Origin of the sequence: Alteromonas sp. BMJM2 (assembly GCF_027257845.1) — a bacterium.
Taxonomy (GTDB): Bacteria; Pseudomonadota; Gammaproteobacteria; order Enterobacterales; family Alteromonadaceae; genus Alteromonas.
Genome location: NZ_JAPVOT010000001.1, coordinates 236,302 through 253,582 on the forward strand (window position 1 = coordinate 236,302; position 17,281 = coordinate 253,582).

General features: G+C 44.0%; 16 protein-coding genes. 15 read left to right on the plus strand and 1 reads right to left on the minus strand.

From position 1 onward, the window contains the following. Positions 1-10: 10 nt before the first annotated feature. Genes flgH through flgL form a run of 5 tightly spaced genes read left to right on the plus strand, consistent with a single transcriptional unit; the run spans position 11 to position 6,128 of the window. The gene (gene flgH, locus O9X84_RS01025; RefSeq protein WP_269517635.1) at positions 11-703 is read left to right on the plus strand and encodes a flagellar basal body L-ring protein FlgH; all 693 of its coding nucleotides are present in this window, start codon (positions 11-13) and stop codon (positions 701-703) included. 15 nt (positions 704-718) lie between these two features. Next, complete coding sequence (locus tag O9X84_RS01030; protein WP_269517636.1) at positions 719-1,825, plus strand: flagellar basal body P-ring protein FlgI; 1,107 nt, start codon at positions 719-721, stop codon at positions 1,823-1,825. Positions 1,826-1,837: 12 nt separating this feature from the next. Next, positions 1,838-2,794 (plus strand): flagellar assembly peptidoglycan hydrolase FlgJ, encoded by a 957-nt coding sequence (gene flgJ, locus O9X84_RS01035; RefSeq protein ID WP_269517637.1) that lies wholly within the window; start codon positions 1,838-1,840, stop codon positions 2,792-2,794. 14 nt (positions 2,795-2,808) lie between these two features. Next, the gene (flgK, locus tag O9X84_RS01040; protein ID WP_269517638.1) at positions 2,809-4,896 is read left to right on the plus strand and encodes a flagellar hook-associated protein FlgK; all 2,088 of its coding nucleotides are present in this window, start codon (positions 2,809-2,811) and stop codon (positions 4,894-4,896) included. A gap of 8 nt (positions 4,897-4,904) precedes the next feature. After that, a complete protein-coding gene (gene flgL / locus O9X84_RS01045) occupies positions 4,905-6,128 on the plus strand; it encodes a flagellar hook-associated protein FlgL (RefSeq protein WP_269517639.1) in 1,224 nt (407 codons plus the stop codon). Positions 6,129-6,157: 29 nt separating this feature from the next. Here the strand turns inward: flgL and O9X84_RS01050 are convergent, their stop codons facing one another. Beyond that, positions 6,158-7,117 carry a hypothetical protein gene (locus tag O9X84_RS01050; RefSeq protein WP_269517640.1) on the minus strand — a complete coding sequence of 320 codons (960 nt, stop codon included), beginning with the start codon at positions 7,115-7,117 and terminating at the stop codon, positions 6,158-6,160. Positions 7,118-7,356: 239 nt separating this feature from the next. Between O9X84_RS01050 and O9X84_RS01055 the strand changes: the two genes are divergently transcribed. The 10 genes from O9X84_RS01055 (at position 7,357) to pseF (ending at position 17,258) form a co-directional block, all read left to right on the plus strand. Further along, positions 7,357-8,208 (plus strand): flagellin N-terminal helical domain-containing protein, encoded by an 852-nt coding sequence (locus O9X84_RS01055; RefSeq protein WP_269517642.1) that lies wholly within the window; start codon positions 7,357-7,359, stop codon positions 8,206-8,208. 884 nt (positions 8,209-9,092) lie between these two features. Further along, positions 9,093-9,938: a flagellin N-terminal helical domain-containing protein gene (locus tag O9X84_RS01060; RefSeq protein ID WP_269517643.1), complete on the plus strand. Its 846-nt coding sequence runs from the start codon at positions 9,093-9,095 to the stop codon at positions 9,936-9,938. Between the two features lie 745 nt (positions 9,939-10,683). Beyond that, positions 10,684-11,523: a flagellin N-terminal helical domain-containing protein gene (locus O9X84_RS01065; RefSeq protein ID WP_269517644.1), complete on the plus strand. Its 840-nt coding sequence runs from the start codon at positions 10,684-10,686 to the stop codon at positions 11,521-11,523. 87 nt (positions 11,524-11,610) lie between these two features. Continuing rightward, entirely contained in the window at positions 11,611-12,090 is a 480-nt protein-coding gene (locus O9X84_RS01070; RefSeq protein WP_269517645.1) for a flagellar protein FlaG, read from the plus strand. A 12-nt stretch (positions 12,091-12,102) separates the two neighbouring features. Then, positions 12,103-13,533 (plus strand): flagellar filament capping protein FliD, encoded by a 1,431-nt coding sequence (fliD, locus tag O9X84_RS01075; protein WP_269517646.1) that lies wholly within the window; start codon positions 12,103-12,105, stop codon positions 13,531-13,533. Between the two features lie 24 nt (positions 13,534-13,557). After that, the gene (fliS, locus tag O9X84_RS01080) at positions 13,558-13,986 is read left to right on the plus strand and encodes a flagellar export chaperone FliS (RefSeq protein WP_269517647.1); all 429 of its coding nucleotides are present in this window, start codon (positions 13,558-13,560) and stop codon (positions 13,984-13,986) included. Then, on the plus strand, positions 13,983-14,294 hold the full coding sequence (locus O9X84_RS01085; RefSeq protein ID WP_269517648.1) for a hypothetical protein: 312 nt from the start codon (positions 13,983-13,985) through the stop codon (positions 14,292-14,294). Before fliS ends, O9X84_RS01085 begins: the two co-directional genes overlap by 4 nt. Positions 14,295-14,401: 107 nt before the next feature. Further along, positions 14,402-15,406, plus strand: a complete 1,005-nt coding sequence (pseB, locus tag O9X84_RS01090) for a UDP-N-acetylglucosamine 4,6-dehydratase (inverting) (protein WP_269517649.1) — start codon at positions 14,402-14,404, stop codon at positions 15,404-15,406. Further along, positions 15,403-16,548, plus strand: coding sequence for a UDP-4-amino-4,6-dideoxy-N-acetyl-beta-L-altrosamine transaminase (pseC, locus tag O9X84_RS01095; RefSeq protein WP_269517650.1), 1,146 nt, complete (start codon positions 15,403-15,405; stop codon positions 16,546-16,548). The genes pseB and pseC overlap by 4 nt, the downstream gene beginning before the upstream one ends. After that, entirely contained in the window at positions 16,545-17,258 is a 714-nt protein-coding gene (gene pseF / locus O9X84_RS01100; protein WP_269517651.1) for a pseudaminic acid cytidylyltransferase, read from the plus strand. The genes pseC and pseF overlap by 4 nt, the downstream gene beginning before the upstream one ends. Positions 17,259-17,281 lie beyond the last annotated feature (23 nt).

Here is a 17,281-nt window from a genome sequence, read left to right on the forward strand (position 1 = left end):
AGTGTTTACTATGTATCGTTTCGGTTATTTCCTTACTGCGCTAGTTGCTTTATCAGTAGTCACAGGGTGCGAGAGCACGCCTGATACACCGGTACAGGCAAACGATCCTTTTTATGCGCCAATTATTCCTGATTATCCCAGAGAAACGATCATTGAAGACGGTTCACTATTTCGCGGTCATTTAGCAAGAAGCCTTTATTCTGATGTTACTGCGCGTCAAGTGGGTGACATCATCACCGTTACGCTAAGTGAAAATACGGCGGCAACTAAGTCTGCAAACACGACTACATCAAGGGAAACCTCTGCCGAGCTTGACCCTATTATTGGGTTAGGTGGTAACGCGGTAAATATAGGTCGTGAATCCATACAGCTTGGCATTGATGGCTCAAACGATTTTAGCGGTGATGCTGCGGCTAACCAAACAAACAGCCTCCAGGGAAGTATCTCTGTCACCGTTGTGGATGTGTTGCCAAACAGTAATCTTGTGGTGCGAGGTGAGAAGTGGATGACCTTAAACCACGGCGATGAATATATTCGGTTAACTGGAATAGTTAGACCGCTCGATATCGACCCAGACAATCAGGTTGAATCTACGCGTATTGCAAACGCGCGCATTCAATATAGTGGTACTGGATCATTTGCTAATGCACAAGAGAAGGGATGGCTAGGTAAGTTCTTCTCTTCTACTTGGTGGCCGCTATAAATGACGGGGTTTACTATGCGTGTTTTAATATGTTTATTGCTTACACTATGCCTTTCAGGCGCAGCCAATGCTCAAAGGATCAAAGACGTAGCATCTATTCAAGGTGTGCGTTCTAACCAATTGATAGGTTATGGGCTAGTGGTTGGTCTACCCGGAACAGGCGAGCAGAACCCGTTTACTGAACAAAGCTTTAGAACCATGCTCGCCAATTTTGGTATCCGCTTAGGTGCCGACGTGCGACCTAACGTTCGCAACGTTGCAGCCGTTGCAGTACATGCCGAACTTCCTGCATTTAGCAAGCCCGGTCAAACAATTGATGTCACCGTATCGTCGGTGGGTGAAGCGAAAAGCCTTCAAGGCGGTTCTCTACTACAAACCTTTCTTCGTGGGGTAAACGGCGAAGTATATGCTGTGGCCCAAGGCAGCTTAGTGGTCAGTGGTTTTGGTGCTGAAGGTGGCGATGGCTCGCGAATTGTGGTTAACACACCTACGGTAGGACGTATTCCAAACGGCGCCATGGTGGAAAGAGAAGTGCCAAGTGGTTTTGCAAACGGTGATTCGTTAACGCTTAACCTTCACTATCCTGATTTTACTACAGCGAAATCGCTGGCAGATACCATTAATGAACGCTTGGGTGCGCAACCAGAAAATGGCTATGTCATTGCTACACCCATTGATGCTGCCTCTGTTCGAGTATCGGCACCTCGAGATGCAGGACAGCGTGTAGGCTTTCTCGCCACATTAGAAAACTTTGAATTTACGCCTGCCGAGGCTCCTGCTCGTGTGGTTATTAACAGCAGAACCGGCACTATTGTCATCGGTAGCGAGGTACGTCTTCTTCCTGCCGCGATAACACATGGTGGGCTTACCGTTACCATTTCAGAGAACCAGCAAGTTGCTCAGCCTAATGCCTTTGCAGATGGCGACACGGTTGTAACAACCCAGTCTATCATTGACGTCGACTTAGCCGACAGCCGAATGTTCAAGTTTGAGCCTGGCGTAACCCTTGACCAACTAGTGCGGGCGGTAAACGAAGTGGGCGCAGCACCGGGCGATTTAATGGCAATCCTTGAGGCACTAAGGCAGGCCGGCGCGTTACGCGGCGAACTGGTTATTATTTAGGGGCTTACGGTAATGGACGCACTCAGTACGAAAGGCCAGCTTGATATGGCGCGCAACGTTCACGATATGGGCAGCATCAACACAATGCGCGAGGCCATAGCGTCGGGCGATGAAACCGTATTGCAAGAAGCAGCAGAGCAGTTCGAAGCGATTTTTGTACAGATGATGCTTAAGTCTATGCGTAAAGCTCAAGATGCATTAGCCGACGAAGACAGCCCGTTTAATTCACAGCAGGTAAAATTTTATCGCGATATGCACGACCAACAGCTAGCCACGGATTTGACCGCTGGCGGTGGGATGGGTCTTGCCGATGTGATTGTGAAGCAGCTTGGCCAAACCGAAGAAAGTTACACGCCAGCTAGCGTTATACGTAGCGACGGCAATTTATCTTCGCTTAATCAACACCGCGCTCAGTCTATATCTCAGGCGCAAGACGTTGCGTTATCCTCGCACTCTATGGGCAGCAAAAGTGCTCATAAGGACGCGATGTTCGATAGCCCTGAGCAATTTGTTGAGTCACTGATGCCTCACGCTGAAAAAATAGCTGAAAAATATGGTATGGATGCAAAAGCGATTGTGTCACAAGCCGCCGTTGAAACCGGTTGGGGAAAATTTGTTATTCACTCAGCCGACGGTAAAAGCTCTCACAACCTATTTGGAATAAAAGCCAATAGTCAGTGGAAAGGAGAGCAGGCGGTTGTTGATACGCTTGAGTTTAACGGATTGGTTCCACAGAAACAAAAAGCAGCGTTTAGAGCATACAGCTCTATTGAAGATGCAATGGATGACTATGGACGATTTATTGCTACGCAGCCGCGTTACAGTGACGCAGTGAAAGCTGCAGGTAATGCCACAGAGTATACCCAAGCATTGCAGAACGCAGGTTATGCAACCGACCCACACTACGCCGATAAGATCATGTCTGTTTACAACAGCGATAGACTTAATGCGTTGATACCACAGAGATAGGGGAGGCATACACCATGAGTTCAGTTGACTTATTTTCTCTTGCAACCAGTGGCGTTAATGCCAGTGGAAAGTTGTTACAAACAACCAGTAACAACATTGCCAATGTAAATACGCCTGGATACGTACGCGAGCGCACAGAGCTGAATAACAGCCAAGTGTTTGGTGTTGAAATTGGCAATACGGAAAGAATTATCAACGTGTTTGCGCAAAATCAACTTCGACGTGATATCACCTCGGTTGGAGAGCTTGAGGCATTTTCGTCAAAAACCACGGCTATCGATAATTTGCTCGCAGGCGATGCAAATTCCATTTCAAAAGGAATGAGCGAATACTTTTCTGCGCTACAGACTGCTGCTGACGACCCAACAAACTTGGCGTCTCGAGAGCAGGTACTTGGCAAGTCAGAGTCCTTGTTTCAGCGTATGAGAACCCTTTCTGACTACATGATTGAAAAAGAGGAAGAGCTTAACTTAGAGTTTACCTCTTTGATTAATCGCGCAAACACCCTTATTGGCAATATCGGTGATTTAAACCGAAATATCGTTATCGCTAATGGAAACAGCACAGCCGATCAGCCATCAGCACTGCTCAACGAGAGAGACAAAGCGGTTGATGAGTTATCGTCAATTATGGGTATCAATGTTAAGGAAAGTCAGACACAAAACGGTGCGGTTACCATTAACTTAACCTCTGGTGAATCTTTGGTGTTGGAAAACGGCGCGTTTAACTTATTTGAAGTTAACACCGATGCTGACCTGTCGTTAAAGCAGTTAATTCTGCAAACTAACTTTGGTTCGCAAACCAAAGGCGACGCATCACTGCGAATTCAGGAAAGTGATTTAGGCGGTGCACTTGGCGGACTATTCGGCTACCGAAACGAAGTGCTTGGGCCTACAATGCGAGACGTTGGTCAGCTGTCTATTGCTTTTGCAGACGCTATGAACGAGCAGAATAAGCTAGGTATGGACCTAGACGGCCAGCTTGGAAGCAATATTTTCGATATCCCCTCATTTCGCGGCCTAGCATACGCAGACACTAATGGTGATTACGTAGTCACAGCGCAAGTTACCGAAGGTATGGGCGCAGAACTAACAGATGCTGATTACAAAATTGAAGTAACTGCGGTTTCCGGTGGAGCACCTAGTGAGCTGGAAATAACGTTTTTAAATGCAGACGGAACACCAAAGAAAGATGGCTCTGGTAACGACATCGTGTTTTCAAACTTTCCTGTTTCCTCTGGCTTTAACGAACTGCCAGGTGGAATTGAAGTGGATTTTGCGGGAACGTCTAGCTACACGGTAGGCAACGAATTTCTTATACAGCCTACAAAAACGATAGCGTCAAAAATTGATTTCAGCACAATGCGACCAGAAGATTTGGCTTTTGCAACACCCGTTCGCGGTCAAGCCGACAGTACAAACTTAGGTGATGCGAGTGTGGTGAATGTAGGCGTATCTAATACTACGGTGGGTGCAGGTATTGACCGCTCTGCCTTTGATGGTGCCGGTGGTATTGATACAGGAGCACCCGCTCAAATTGTATTCACTGCCCCAGACACGTTTGATGTTGTTGATGGAACCGGAGCCGTTATGGCAAGCGTTACCGGGACCACCGATTTAAACAACCTGATTGAACAGGCAAAAAATAGCGGTACATGGCCAGCAGGATTAAGCGGTTTAACTGATTACCCAGGCTACGATATAAGTTTAGACGGCGTTCCAAGAGCCGGTGATAGCTTTTCACTCGCCTATAATACCGACGGTTTTAACGATAACAGCAATGCGCTTAATCTTGCGGCATTACAAAATGAGAATTTAGTTCAAGTGAGCAGTGAAGCCACAAATACACCTCGTACATTTCAAGATGCCTATGCCTCAATGGTAGGTCGCATCGGTGAAGATGCTGCAATGGCCAAAGTGTCGTTGGCGTCTGCTGAAGCTATGCAGGTGCAATCAGAAAACTGGTTTCAGTCTGTCTCGGGAGTGAGTTTGGATGAAGAGGCTGCCAACTTGATTAAGTATCAGCAAAGTTACGCCGCGGCGGCTCGTATTCTTACCACCGCACAAGAGCTGTTTAACACCATTCTACAGTCCGCGAGGTAGTTAAAAAAATGCGCATAACTACAAATCAAATTTACGATCAAAACGTTCGTTCAATAATGAACAATCAGACCGAGCTATCTAAGACGCAAGAGCAACTTGCTTCAGGTAAGCGAATTATTGCGCCAAGTGACGATCCCGTTGGCGCAGCAAAGGTACTGCGTTTAACCGAAGAAGTTGACGAGCTTACCCAATTTCAGCGCAACAACGATTTAGTAACAGGGTCTTTAGAACAGCAAGAAGCAGTACTGACGAATATCACCAATTCTATCAACCGTGCTAGAACTCTCGTTGTCCAATCAGGCAACGGAATCTTAGCCGACCCCGATAAACGGGCCATTGGTGCAGAGCTAGAACAGATAAAATTAGAAGTTTTAGATTTAATGAACACGCAAGATGCCGACGGCAATTATCTTTATGCAGGTTATCAGTCAGCTAATCAGGCGTTTTCCTTTAATCCTGCATCTACAGGTAATGCCGTTTCCTTTGCCGGTGATGCCGGTGTGAGTTTTATCCAGCTTTCAAATAGCTCAAAAATTCAGTCAACCAGCAATGGCTATGATGTATTTGAAAACGTGCTGTCTCGTTTTAAATTTTCAGTGACGGGAAGTGCTGTAGGCAATTTAGAAAGCGCGACAGTAAAAGAGCAGGGAACATTCGATACGTTTTTCGATAAAAACTTCGACCCTGTGAACGCAGCTAATAATAACTATCGGGTGAATTTCTTAGCCGGTGGACAAGCCGAACTTGTTAATCAAGGTACGGGCGCAGTAGTGGATACGGTAGGCTTTACATCGGGCCAACCTTTTACCATAAAAGGCATGCAATTTGAGGCCACTGCCGTTGCCGGCGACAGTATAGATTTCTCTCTGGATACGCCAGAAAAGAAAAGTATGGCTCAGGCAATTCATGAGATTCAAGAGATTTTGCTAGACAGCACCATTGATAACGGCGCACTGCAAGAGTCTATTGCCGATGCATTGGTAGGGCTAGATAACGGCTTAGAGCGAATTTCTCTAGAACGGGCGTCCATAGGCAGTCGACTGAACATTGCAGAATCATCGTATGAAACTAATCTGGATATGGAGATTGCTGCTAAAGCCGCGCGTTCATCCATTCAAGATGTAGACTACGCAGAAGCGTCGACTAAATTTGCTCAACAAGAGACAGCATTAAATGCCGCCCTTGCTACATTTCCTAAAATAACCAACTTGTCGTTATTTAACTTTATCTAATATATTTTGAACTGGTTATTAGCGCGTATTTACATGCTCAATTTAGCGAGGTAAACCCGTGCTTCTTCATCACAATGACTTGAATAATAGGATACGTAAAGAATATCGTTATCGAGTACTAAGCCTGGATAACTGGTATCTCCGCCACTTGGAAGAGTAATAAGCTCAGTGAGCTTTTTTGATTTAACATCAAAATGCCATAGTTTAGTACTGAAAATATCCTCCTCCCACTCAATGTGTCTGCCTGCCAGAACAAAATTCCCATCTTTTAGCGTAACTGCCGCTGGTCCGCCGATGTATATTTCTAAATCATGCCAGTCCCAGTTTGAGTAAGGGGGATTTGCGTATCCAAATTGAGCGCTGTAGGTGTCGGCATCTCTGCGTAAAAAAACACTCGCATTACCCTGTTCGTCAAAGAGAAGCGCACTTTCATTGGGGTAACCCTTGTCTGATTTTTCAAGTCCAAATACATTGTCTTGATAGCATGTCATTGAGTTTAAAGGATTGCCTCTATACAAGCTTATAGATTGCGCTTTGCGATTATAGGCAAACCCGTATGCCGTTTTTCTAAACCAATCACAATTCCAAATCCACCAGGCGTCGTCACCAAAATGATGGGCTTCAGACCACGATAATCCTGTGTCCGAGCTAAAACTTACCATATGACGTGAAAGACTTCCGTCACCTAATACTGTCTTGGCATAGGCAGTGATAATAAGGCGTTGGTCATCAAATAAAAATTTTGGATCTCTGAGATCTGTGCCTGATATTTCCAGTGTCGTTGAGTGCAGTGGCAGCAAAGTACCTTTATCTATATGAATAACAACAATTCTTCCGTTTGGGCTGACATGGGTGTCAGCCTCGCGGTAGGTGCAAAATAGCGATGAATCTGAATGATCAAATGGGTCTGCGCATAAATCAGTAAACGCAGCATGAGGTGCAGGCGCTGAGATCCGAGTGACCTCAAGTATTTTCAATTTATCCAGCACTAAAAATCTCCTTGGAAAATCTGATAGTTACGGCGCTCAAATCAAGTAATAAGCGGCAATATGTTACCGCCAATCGGCAATAATCGTAATTTTTTCTAAAGGGAAGTTACATTTAGTCGATACAGTTTCTGAGAGAGCCAGTTCATCAATTACCCCTCAGGTGTTGATGACTACTAAAACAAAACGTCGGAAAACCCGACAGCCAGCCCACGCTGGACTGAGAGTGTAGGAGAGACTTTATGTCTATGTTCGTCAATACCAATGTATCATCATTGAATGCACAACGTCAGTTATTCGATGTTAGCAATTCTTTGAATACGTCATTTGAGCGTTTGTCTTCAGGTTTTCGCATCAACAGCGCTGCTGATGATGCTGCAGGCCTTCAGATTTCAGATCGAATGACATCACAAGTTCAAGGTCTTAACCAAGCCGTTCGAAATGCAAACGATGCGATCTCACTATCGCAGACTGCTGAGGGTGCGCTATCAGAAACCACCACCGCGCTTCAGCGTATTCGTACGCTAGCAGTGCAATCGCAAAATGGAATTAACAGCTCTGCAGACCGAGTTGCACTTCAAAAAGAAGTGTCTGCTTTGCGTACCGAAATTTCGCGAATTTCAACTACGACACAGTTCGCCGGTGTAAATATCCTATCTGGTGATTTTTCTGCGAGTTTCTTGGTGGGGGCCAATGCCGGCCAGACTATTTCTGTAAACCTATCTAGCCCATCGCTTACCCGTGCTGGTGTAACTGGTTTTGGTGCAAGTGGTTTGGGTATCACAGGTGCCAATGTTGATGTTCTTACTACTGGTAATGCGTCTGGAATACTTGCGAAATTAGACACTGCAATTTCTGCTGTTGGTGGATTGCGTGCAGATTTAGGTGCGCTTCAAAACCGTTTCCAGTCTACTATTCGTAACCTAAGCAATATCTCTGAAAATGTTTCTGCTGCACGTTCACAAATAAAAGACACTGATTTTGCGACTGAAACCGCTAATCTAACCCGTAATCAGATACTGCAGCAGGCTAGTACGACTGTATTGTCTCAGGCTAATCAGCGTCCACAGGCAGCATTACAGCTTCTAGGATAAACTTTCTAAGCCATCTATGGCGAGGATGAAGCCAGGGGGTAGTGACCCAGTGCTTGTTATCTATCTAAAGGGCCAGCAATTGAATGTCGTTCAGTTTGCTGGCTTTTTTATATCTAGCGTTTAAACACATTTACCTAATACATCTTTCTCACTGACTTTTCTCCAAGAAACTCAACTCATTTTTTAGTTGGTTGTTTATCTTAAGCCGGCGTTACAAAAAATAAGCTCAAATTTTGTAAATAGACTTGCTATCACATGGTTTTATTCTGTCCAAAACTTATAGTTTTTGTGTTTTTTCATACAATTTAGAGTTCTTTGTCCTAATTTATCATTCTGAAAATTAATGACTTTTTTTAACTTTTTAATTTTTTTGTCTCAGCGTAAAAAAAAGACTAAAGGAAAATCGATAATAGGACGATAACTATTACAAAGGGGAGATAAAGAGCGTTTTTACTTCCCAGGTGCTAATAACAACAATAGTAGGGCACTGAGAAAGGTCATATGTACGTAATGTATATATTGTAGGTTGAATTAAAGGTTAGGAAAATCAACCTGTTGAGATGTAAAAAGTGCAATTTAAAAACTTCTAAAGTAATTGCCTTTTAATGTCGATAAATAGGAAGGTTTGCTAGAGGGTTGGAGCTGCTGACAGGCGAGAATGAAGCCAGGAGGTAGTGAGAGGTTTGAGGTCTGGAACATCAATCTCACCAGCCAGCAAAGAGAAGATAACTTCTCCGTTTAGCAAACTTCAACAGTAGTGTGCTGATGAAGCGTCAGATAAATCTGACAACTTAGGTCAAGCACGCTCTGTGCCAATAATTTAATACAACGCGCAAATAATAAAACCAATAGCGCAATCACTCGAAACTGTTAGGAGAGACCCCATGAGTCTATTTGTAAATACCAACGTGTCATCATTAAATGCACAACGTCAATTATTTAACACCGGAAACAATCTAGATACCGCGTTTGAACGCTTGTCATCAGGATTTCGCATAAACAGCGCCGCGGATGATGCTGCGGGCTTGCAAATTACCGATAGAATGACATCGCAGATTCAAGGCTTAAACCAAGCTGTTAGAAACGCGAATGACGGTATTTCACTAGCACAGACAGCTGAAGGTGCGATGGCGGAGACTACGACAGCGTTACAACGTATTCGTACGCTTGCAATCCAATCACAAAATGGCATAAACAGCTCAGCTGACCGCCTAGCACTGCAAAAAGAAGTGTCTGCATTACGTACTGAAATTTCGCGTATTGCGACAACGACTCAGTTTGCTGGGGTAGACGTACTGACAGGAAGCTTTTCTGCCCGATTCTTAGTGGGGGCGAATGCCGGTCAAACTATCTCGGTAAACTTATCTAGTCAGGCATTAACCCGAGCAGGCGTAAATGGGTTTAGTGCAACAGGTTTAGGTATCACCGCTGACGATGTGTTGACAGAATCAAATGCTTCAGGTCTTTTAGCATCGGTAGATAGTGCAATATCGGCTATTGGTGGAATTAGAGCTGATTTAGGTGCACTGCAAAACAGATTTCAATCAACCATTCGTAATCTAAGTAATATCTCTGAAAATGTGTCGGCGGCAAGATCTCGCATCAAAGACACGGATTTTGCCACAGAGACGGCAGAACTAACCCGTAATCAGATATTACAGCAGGCAAGTACCACCATCCTATCGCAGGCTAATCAGCGTCCACAGGCCGCATTATCACTGCTAGGTTAATTTTTAAATTAGGCGTAAGTCTGGGAAGGAGTTGAGAGGCCATCCCCTAGAAAGGAATGCGACCGAGAGGTCGCACCTTTAAGAAAGCGCCGACTAACAGGACTGAGAGTGTAGAAGTGTTGGTTGAGAGGCCAGTTTGTCCTACTAAACCCTGCCAGCCGACAGAAACTAATTTTGCTCAATCTCCTAACGTGAGCAAATTGGCCGAGATATTATGTCTCGGCCTTTTTTTATAATCGCCGAAACATCCCACCAATTTCAGATCTCAGTAGAGCAACGCTGAAATCCACTAATACTAAAGCATCTTTGATGCCAACTTAATTTCGAATTCCCAATTATTTTTTTTGATAGCAGTGAAGCGTCACGTTAATCATACGCTCTAAACTGCTGTTGCCAAGTTAGCGCCTTGTCTTGTCTGATTTCTTGCTGATATCGCCTCACATAAATTGATCTTATCGTCTTTGACAACATGTTTAGCTAGTCACTGAGCTTGAAAGATCTATTTACGTATTTTTTCAAAACGTAAAATTCAATGTAATCAATACTATATGTTCTGCTTGGCAATAATTTGAAAAAAAAATAAAAAAAAGGCTAAAGAACCTAAAGCCTTGGCCGATACCTATTGTTGAGGGGTAATTTACTTTACTTTTACAAGAGAGGTTGGCAGGCGTAGTGACCCGGCTAATTTGAACTGGAAGGATTTGAGTGTACTTGTTAGCACACCGAATCTCTAGGAGGTATTCTAATGTCTTTATTTGTAAATACTAACGTGTCGTCGTTAAATGCACAACGTCAGCTTTTTGACGTAAGTGACCGTTTAAACACATCGTTCGAAAGACTGTCATCGGGATTTCGTATAAACAGTGCGGCTGATGATGCGGCAGGTCTTCAAATCTCTGACCGTCTTACATCGCAAGTTCAGGGGCTCAACCAAGCGGTAAGAAATGCGAACGACGCAATTTCTTTATCGCAGACCGCTGAAGGTGCTCTTGGTGAGGTGACAACAAGTTTGCAGCGTATTCGAACACTAGCTGTTCAATCGCAAAACGGAATCAATAGTTCTTCAGACCGTAAGGCACTTCAAAAAGAAGTATCTGCGCTACGTACTGAAATTTCGCGTATCGCGACTGATACTCAATTTGGTAACGTAAACTTGCTTGACGGAAATTTCTCAGCGAGTTTCCTGGTTGGCGCCAATGCAGGTCAAACGATTTCAGTGAATTTATCTAGGGGGAATCTTGGTTCCATCAGTGGTTTCAGTGCAACTGGACTAGGGATCACGACCAACGATGTTTCCACAGCTACGGGCGCTTCAGCGTTGCTTGCAGACATTGATGGTGCAATTTCCGGTATCGGAGCGGTTCGCGCAGACTTAGGTGCGCTTCAAAATCGTTTTCAGTCGACAATTCGTAATTTAAGCAATATTAGCGAAAACTTGGCTTCGGCCCGTTCGCAGATACGCGATACAGACTTTGCAGCTGAAACCGCCGAACTAACTAGAAATCAGATAGTCCAGCAGGCATCGGTTTCAATTCTTAGTCAGGCAAATCAGCGTCCGCAAACAGCACTCTCACTACTTGGATAAGTAATTAAAAAGTAGCTATAGTTAGTGTGACGGGTGCTTACATACAGTGTGACACCCGTTTTTCTGGTTTAGGTCAGGAGGTATTACGTGGAAATTCAAAATACCCAAGGTGGTCAAGCTTTTGCATCGCCAAATGTGACACCTATTCGGGCGGATACTGATGTTAGAAAAGAGTCTACTGGTAGTGAAAGTAAAGAGTTTAATCAGCAAAATAATGATGCGTTAAGAACACTGCAAACTCGTGACACTTTTTCTATTGAGACGAATAAAGATTTGTCTCAAGCATCTGGATTACAGGCCGATAATGTAAGAAGCACGGAGAATGATAAGCAGCTTGATGATGCAATATCAAAAGTCGAGTCATTCCTAAAAGTTCAGAATCGGGATTTAGCGTTTTCTATCGACGAAGAAACCAATCGTTCAATAGTTACGGTGAAAGATTCTCAATCTGGAGACGTAATACGGCAAATTCCTTCCGAAGAGGTGCTAGAACTTGCCGAGCGTATCCAAGAGCTACAACAGGATGTTGGGAATAGTGTGGGAGTGTTTATCAACAACCAGGTTTAATGAGGTAATACAATGACAATTCAGTCTCTAGGTGTAGGATCGGGCTTAGCCCTTGACGATCTTGTACAGCAGCTTATAACCGCAGAACGCAAACCGAAAGAAGACCGTTTAAATGCGAAGGAAGAGCAAATTGAGGCTGAAATTTCTGGCCTCGGTCAAATTAAATCGAAGCTTTCCGATTTTAAAGACACGGTAGATGACCTTCGAAGTGATAACGGTATTAACGGCCGAGAGCCAACTATAACCAATCCTTCTGAAGATAACGATGTCTTATCTGCCGAAGCATCCAACTCAGCCCTTAGAGGTAGCTACGAGATATCGGTAGAGCAACTTGCTGCCGGTAGTCGTATTACCACCGATGCAGGCGCATTTACATCAAGTAGCGATCCGGTACTCACGTCGGGCACAGGTTCACTTTCATTTGATGTGGGTGGAGCCGAGAGCTTCACTGTAGATGTCACTGCTGGTATGTCATTAACTGCTCTTCGTGAAAAAATTAATGGTGCTGACGATAACTTTGGCGTAACCGCTAACATTATTGATACTGGTACTGGCGCAGGTCCTCGTCTCGTATTCTCCTCTTCTGAAACTGGTGAGGGGAACGATCTCGTAATTACCAATGATACCGGCGTTTCAGAGCTGGACCGACTGTCCACAACTGGCGGGGCGGCGAACATTAGCGCAGCGAATATTGAGAGCGCAAAAAATGCGATTGCCTATATAGACGGTATTGAAGTCCAAAGTACGTCGAATAAGTTCGAAAATACTATTCAAAACGTGTCTTTTGATGTCAACGAGGTGTCTCCCAAAGATTCGGTTGGCGATTTCTTGACGACTAAATTGAATATTGGTTTTGATAAAGAAGGATTAGATAAGAAGATCCGTGATTTTGTTGATAACTATAACGCGTTGATTGATGAAATAGGCACTCTAACACGCTATGGCGAATCAGAACTTGAAGATGATGGAGCACTTGCCGGTGATTCACTGCTTCGTGGAATTCAATCTGGCCTTGCGTCAATCGTTAGTGGCAGTGTAGCGGGCTCTGCGTTAGGCAACCTGTTTCAGGTTGGCATAGAAGTTGATAGTGACGGTAAACTTGAAGTTGGTACAACTGATTTTGGATTGGGTTCTGGAGAAGACCGTTTAGAGGATGCGCTCGAGGATAACTTCGACGAAATAGCGAAGCTGTTTACTGACAAAGACGAAGGTATCGCCACGCGAATGTTTGAATTCGCAAAGGAATATACTTCTTTCAGTGGTTTGGTCAGTCTCAGAGAGCGTGCTGCGAAAGATAATAGAGATGAAATTTTCGATCAGCGTGAAACCTTAGAACTGCGTATGCTTAGTTTTGAGCAGACTCTCAGAGATAAGTATCTGAATCTCGACCAAACAGTAGCGCGTCTAAATCAAACGGGTTCGGCCCTGCTAGCTTCGCTGTAAGCCGCAAATTTTATTGGAGGTTTTATGTCACTCAAAGGTATTAACGCTTATCGTAAAGGCAACCTGAAGCAGGATGTCTCAGAGGCAGATCCGCACAAGCTTACGTTAATGCTGCTACAAGGCGCTTTAGACCGTATTGCATATGCAAAAGGAGCCATGGAAAGAAAAGAGCTTATCGAGAAAGCTGACTATATTTCAAAGGCAAGCGCTATTATCATGCACCTGCGCGATACACTTGATCTTGAACTAGGCGGTGATGTGGCTAGTAATTTATTCTCCCTGTATAACTACATGGTTGAACAACTAGGTAATGCCCACGTTAAGAACGACTTGAAGATTTTGGATGAAGTGTCTAGCCTGTTAACACCGATAAGAGACGCGTGGGTTCAAATTCCTGAAGAAGCAAAGCAGGAAGCTTACGAGACCCAGCGTCAAAACAGACAAGCTGTGTGAAAATAGAAGAATTAAATCATCCCGAAACGCCAATCTCGCTGCGAGAGATCAATAAAAAAATTGCAGCGACGTTGGATAGCGCTTCAGACTCTCGCTTTTCAGAACTTCAACAACTCATCATCGACAGAGACGTTTTTATAACAGCATACCTTGAGAACCTTGACGCTCAAGATAAGCGTGAGTTTGCAATCCGTGAACTAGATGTTAATAATAGCCTTAAAGATATAGTACGAAAGATGTTAGAGGACGCTAAGGACGAGGTTACTCATTTTGTCCGAAGTAAATCTGCTGCGGAAAAGTACAAATGATTAGAGCCCTTTCTCAATGAAATTAACGTCTTTAACGGAGAGTTAGGGTTTCATGTGCACCCCTGTTAGTTACATCTAAAAAAATAATAGAAAATGAGAACCTCGTAATGACAGACTTTCAAAATAAATCCATTTTAATAACTGGTGGAACGGGGTCTTTTGGCAACCAGTTTGTTAAATATCTACTCGACAACTACAAGCCAAAGAAAATAATCATCTACTCGAGGGATGAGCTCAAGCAATTTGAGATGCAACAAATTTTCTCGCAGTCATGTATGCGCTACTTTATTGGTGATGTTCGAGATAAAGAACGTCTTATTACCGCTATGAAAGGGGTGGATTATGTGGTTCACGCTGCAGCGTTAAAACAAGTCCCCGCTGCTGAATATAATCCCAATGAATGTATCAAGACCAACATATATGGTGCGCAAAACGTGATTGATGCATCTATTGCCAACGATGTTTCTCGGGTAATTGCATTGTCTACCGACAAGGCTGCAAACCCTGTTAATTTATACGGAGCTACAAAATTAGCATCAGATAAACTTTTTGTGGCTGCTAACAATATATCCGGTGCAACAGGCCCGCGTTTTTCAGTGGTTCGCTATGGGAATGTGGTAGGTTCAAGAGGTTCCGTGGTACCGTATTACCGAAAGCTTCTGCAAGAAAACTGTGAATCCTTACCGGTTACTCACCCTGAAATGACCCGCTTTTGGATAACCCTTGATGAAGGCGTAAAATTTGTTGTTAAGAGTTTTTCTCGGATGCAAGGCGGGGAAGTGTTTGTTCCTAAGATCCCTTCCGTTCGTATTATAGATCTCGTTGAAGCTATGAGTGGCAAAAAAGAGTTTAACGTTATTGGCATTCGCCCAGGCGAAAAGCTACACGAAATCATGGTGCCTGAAGAGATGGCTCACCATACCATTGAGTTCAGCGACCATTACGTCATCGCTCCAGCCATTACCTTTTTTGATAAAACCCTAGATTATTTTAATAATAAATTGGGTGAGAGCGGTGTCGCAGCTGAAAGTAAATTTGAGTATCACTCAGGAACAAACTCTGAATTTTTGAGCGTTGACGAATTAAGGAATCTTGATAAGGCCACCTCATGATCCCCTACGGAAAGCACAAAATCTTTCCCAGCGATATTGATGCTGTAACAAAGGTGCTTAATGGAGGCTTTCTCACTCAAGGTGAGCAAGTTCCGCTATTCGAACAAGCCGTTTGTGATTATACCGGTGCTGACTATGCAGTGGCGTGCAATAGTGGGACGTCAGGATTGCACATTGCTTGTATGGCGCTAGATGTATCAAAAAACGACATTGTATGGACTGTTCCAAACTCATTTGTTGCGTCTGCTAATTGTGCTCGTTACTGCGACGCAGATGTCGACTTTGTTGATATCGATCCAGCAACAAGAAATATTTGTTTGCAAAGACTAGAACAAAAACTCATTGAAGCAAACAAAACACAACGTATTCCAAAGGTGCTCGTTGTCGTTCACTTCTCAGGCAGCAGTTGTGATATGAAATCAATTGCTCAATTGACGTCGCAGTATAATATAAAAATTATTGAAGATGCAGCACACGCTCTCGGTGCGAGGGATGCTGAAGGACATAAAGTGGGTATGTGTGCTTACTCATCTCTTTCTGTTTTAAGTTTTCATCCGGTAAAATCGATTACCAGTGCAGAAGGCGGTATGGTGCTTACCAATAATGCTGATGTAGCGTCAAAGCTTCGCCGCTTAGCCACTCATGGTATAACTCGCGACGTAAGCCTTTTCGACAACGAACATGTGGATGACCCCTGGTTTTATGCACAACTTGAGCTAGGTTTTAATTATCGCTTAAGCGATATTCATGCTGCGCTTGGACGTTCTCAGTTATTGCAGTTAGATAATTTTGTAGCAGCTCGAGTTACTCTCGCAAAGCGATACAACGAATTATTAGCAGAGCTGCCTATTACCCTGCCTTTGATGGATGAATCAAGCTCTTGGCATCTTTACACAATTGAATTGCAAACCCATGATCGCAAAAAAGTGTTTAATGCACTGAGAGCTGGTGGGGTAGGCGTTAATGTGCACTATATTCCTATACACTACCATCCCTACTATAGGTCCCTTGGATTTGAGCTTGGTATGTATCCTAATGCGGAGGAATACTATGCAAACGCAATTACATTGCCATTATATCCAACGTTATCGTTTGAGGACCAAGATAAGGTAGTTAAGCAGCTGTCTGAGGCACTACGTTGAATATAGCTATTATCCCAGCACGGGGCGGTAGTAAGCGCATCGTGAATAAAAATATCCGTGAGTTTGCTGGTAAACCCCTCATTGCCTACTCGATAGAAGCTGCTAGACGTTCGAAGTGCTTTGACCATGTAATCGTTAGTACAGACTGCGAGAGAATTGCTGCTGTAGCAAAATATTACGGTGCAGATGTTCCTTTTATGCGCCCTGCTGAGTTGTCCGACGATTATACTGGTACAACGGCGGTAACACGACACGCTATAAAAACAATGCAGTCACTAGGCTTCGAGTTTGAATACAGTTGCTGTATTTACGCAACAGCACCATTTTTGCAACCAACTTATTTGCGAGAGGGGTTGTCTATTCTAAAAAACAGCCCCCAGAAATCATTTTCATTTTCTGCCACGAGCTTTGCTTTTCCTATACAAAGGGCTATAGCGGTGACCGAACTAGGGGTGGAAGTGCTTTTTCCAGAACATATTAAAAAGCGCTCGCAGGATCTCGTTGAGGCTTATCACGATGCGGGACAGTTCTATTGGGGACGCTCAAGCGCCTATCTAGAGGGAAATAAATCAATGTTTTCCCATGCGAGTACGCCAGTCATTTTACCGAGACATTTGGTGCAAGACATTGATACTATTGAAGACTGGATGCGGGCAGAGTTAATGTACAAATCATATGTACAGCAAGACAGCGAAAATGCATTGAAATAATTCTCCCGTAGCACACGGCTCGA

What these genes read in the sequence shown, in the direction of transcription:
- pseB (WP_269517649.1), top strand. Translation starts at nt 14,402, where the DNA reads ATGACAGACTTTCAAAATAAATCCATTTTAATAACTGGTGGAACGGGG.
- O9X84_RS01065 (WP_269517644.1), top strand. Translation starts at nt 10,684, where the DNA reads ATGTCTTTATTTGTAAATACTAACGTGTCGTCGTTAAATGCACAACGT.
- fliD (WP_269517646.1), top strand. Translation starts at nt 12,103, where the DNA reads ATGACAATTCAGTCTCTAGGTGTAGGATCGGGCTTAGCCCTTGACGAT.
- flgJ (WP_269517637.1), top strand. Translation starts at nt 1,838, where the DNA reads ATGGACGCACTCAGTACGAAAGGCCAGCTTGATATGGCGCGCAACGTT.
- flgL (WP_269517639.1), top strand. Translation starts at nt 4,905, where the DNA reads ATGCGCATAACTACAAATCAAATTTACGATCAAAACGTTCGTTCAATA.
- flgH (WP_269517635.1), top strand. Translation starts at nt 11, where the DNA reads ATGTATCGTTTCGGTTATTTCCTTACTGCGCTAGTTGCTTTATCAGTA.
- flgK (WP_269517638.1), top strand. Translation starts at nt 2,809, where the DNA reads ATGAGTTCAGTTGACTTATTTTCTCTTGCAACCAGTGGCGTTAATGCC.
- fliS (WP_269517647.1), top strand. Translation starts at nt 13,558, where the DNA reads ATGTCACTCAAAGGTATTAACGCTTATCGTAAAGGCAACCTGAAGCAG.
- pseC (WP_269517650.1), top strand. Translation starts at nt 15,403, where the DNA reads ATGATCCCCTACGGAAAGCACAAAATCTTTCCCAGCGATATTGATGCT.
- O9X84_RS01030 (WP_269517636.1), top strand. Translation starts at nt 719, where the DNA reads ATGCGTGTTTTAATATGTTTATTGCTTACACTATGCCTTTCAGGCGCA.
- O9X84_RS01055 (WP_269517642.1), top strand. Translation starts at nt 7,357, where the DNA reads ATGTCTATGTTCGTCAATACCAATGTATCATCATTGAATGCACAACGT.
- O9X84_RS01060 (WP_269517643.1), top strand. Translation starts at nt 9,093, where the DNA reads ATGAGTCTATTTGTAAATACCAACGTGTCATCATTAAATGCACAACGT.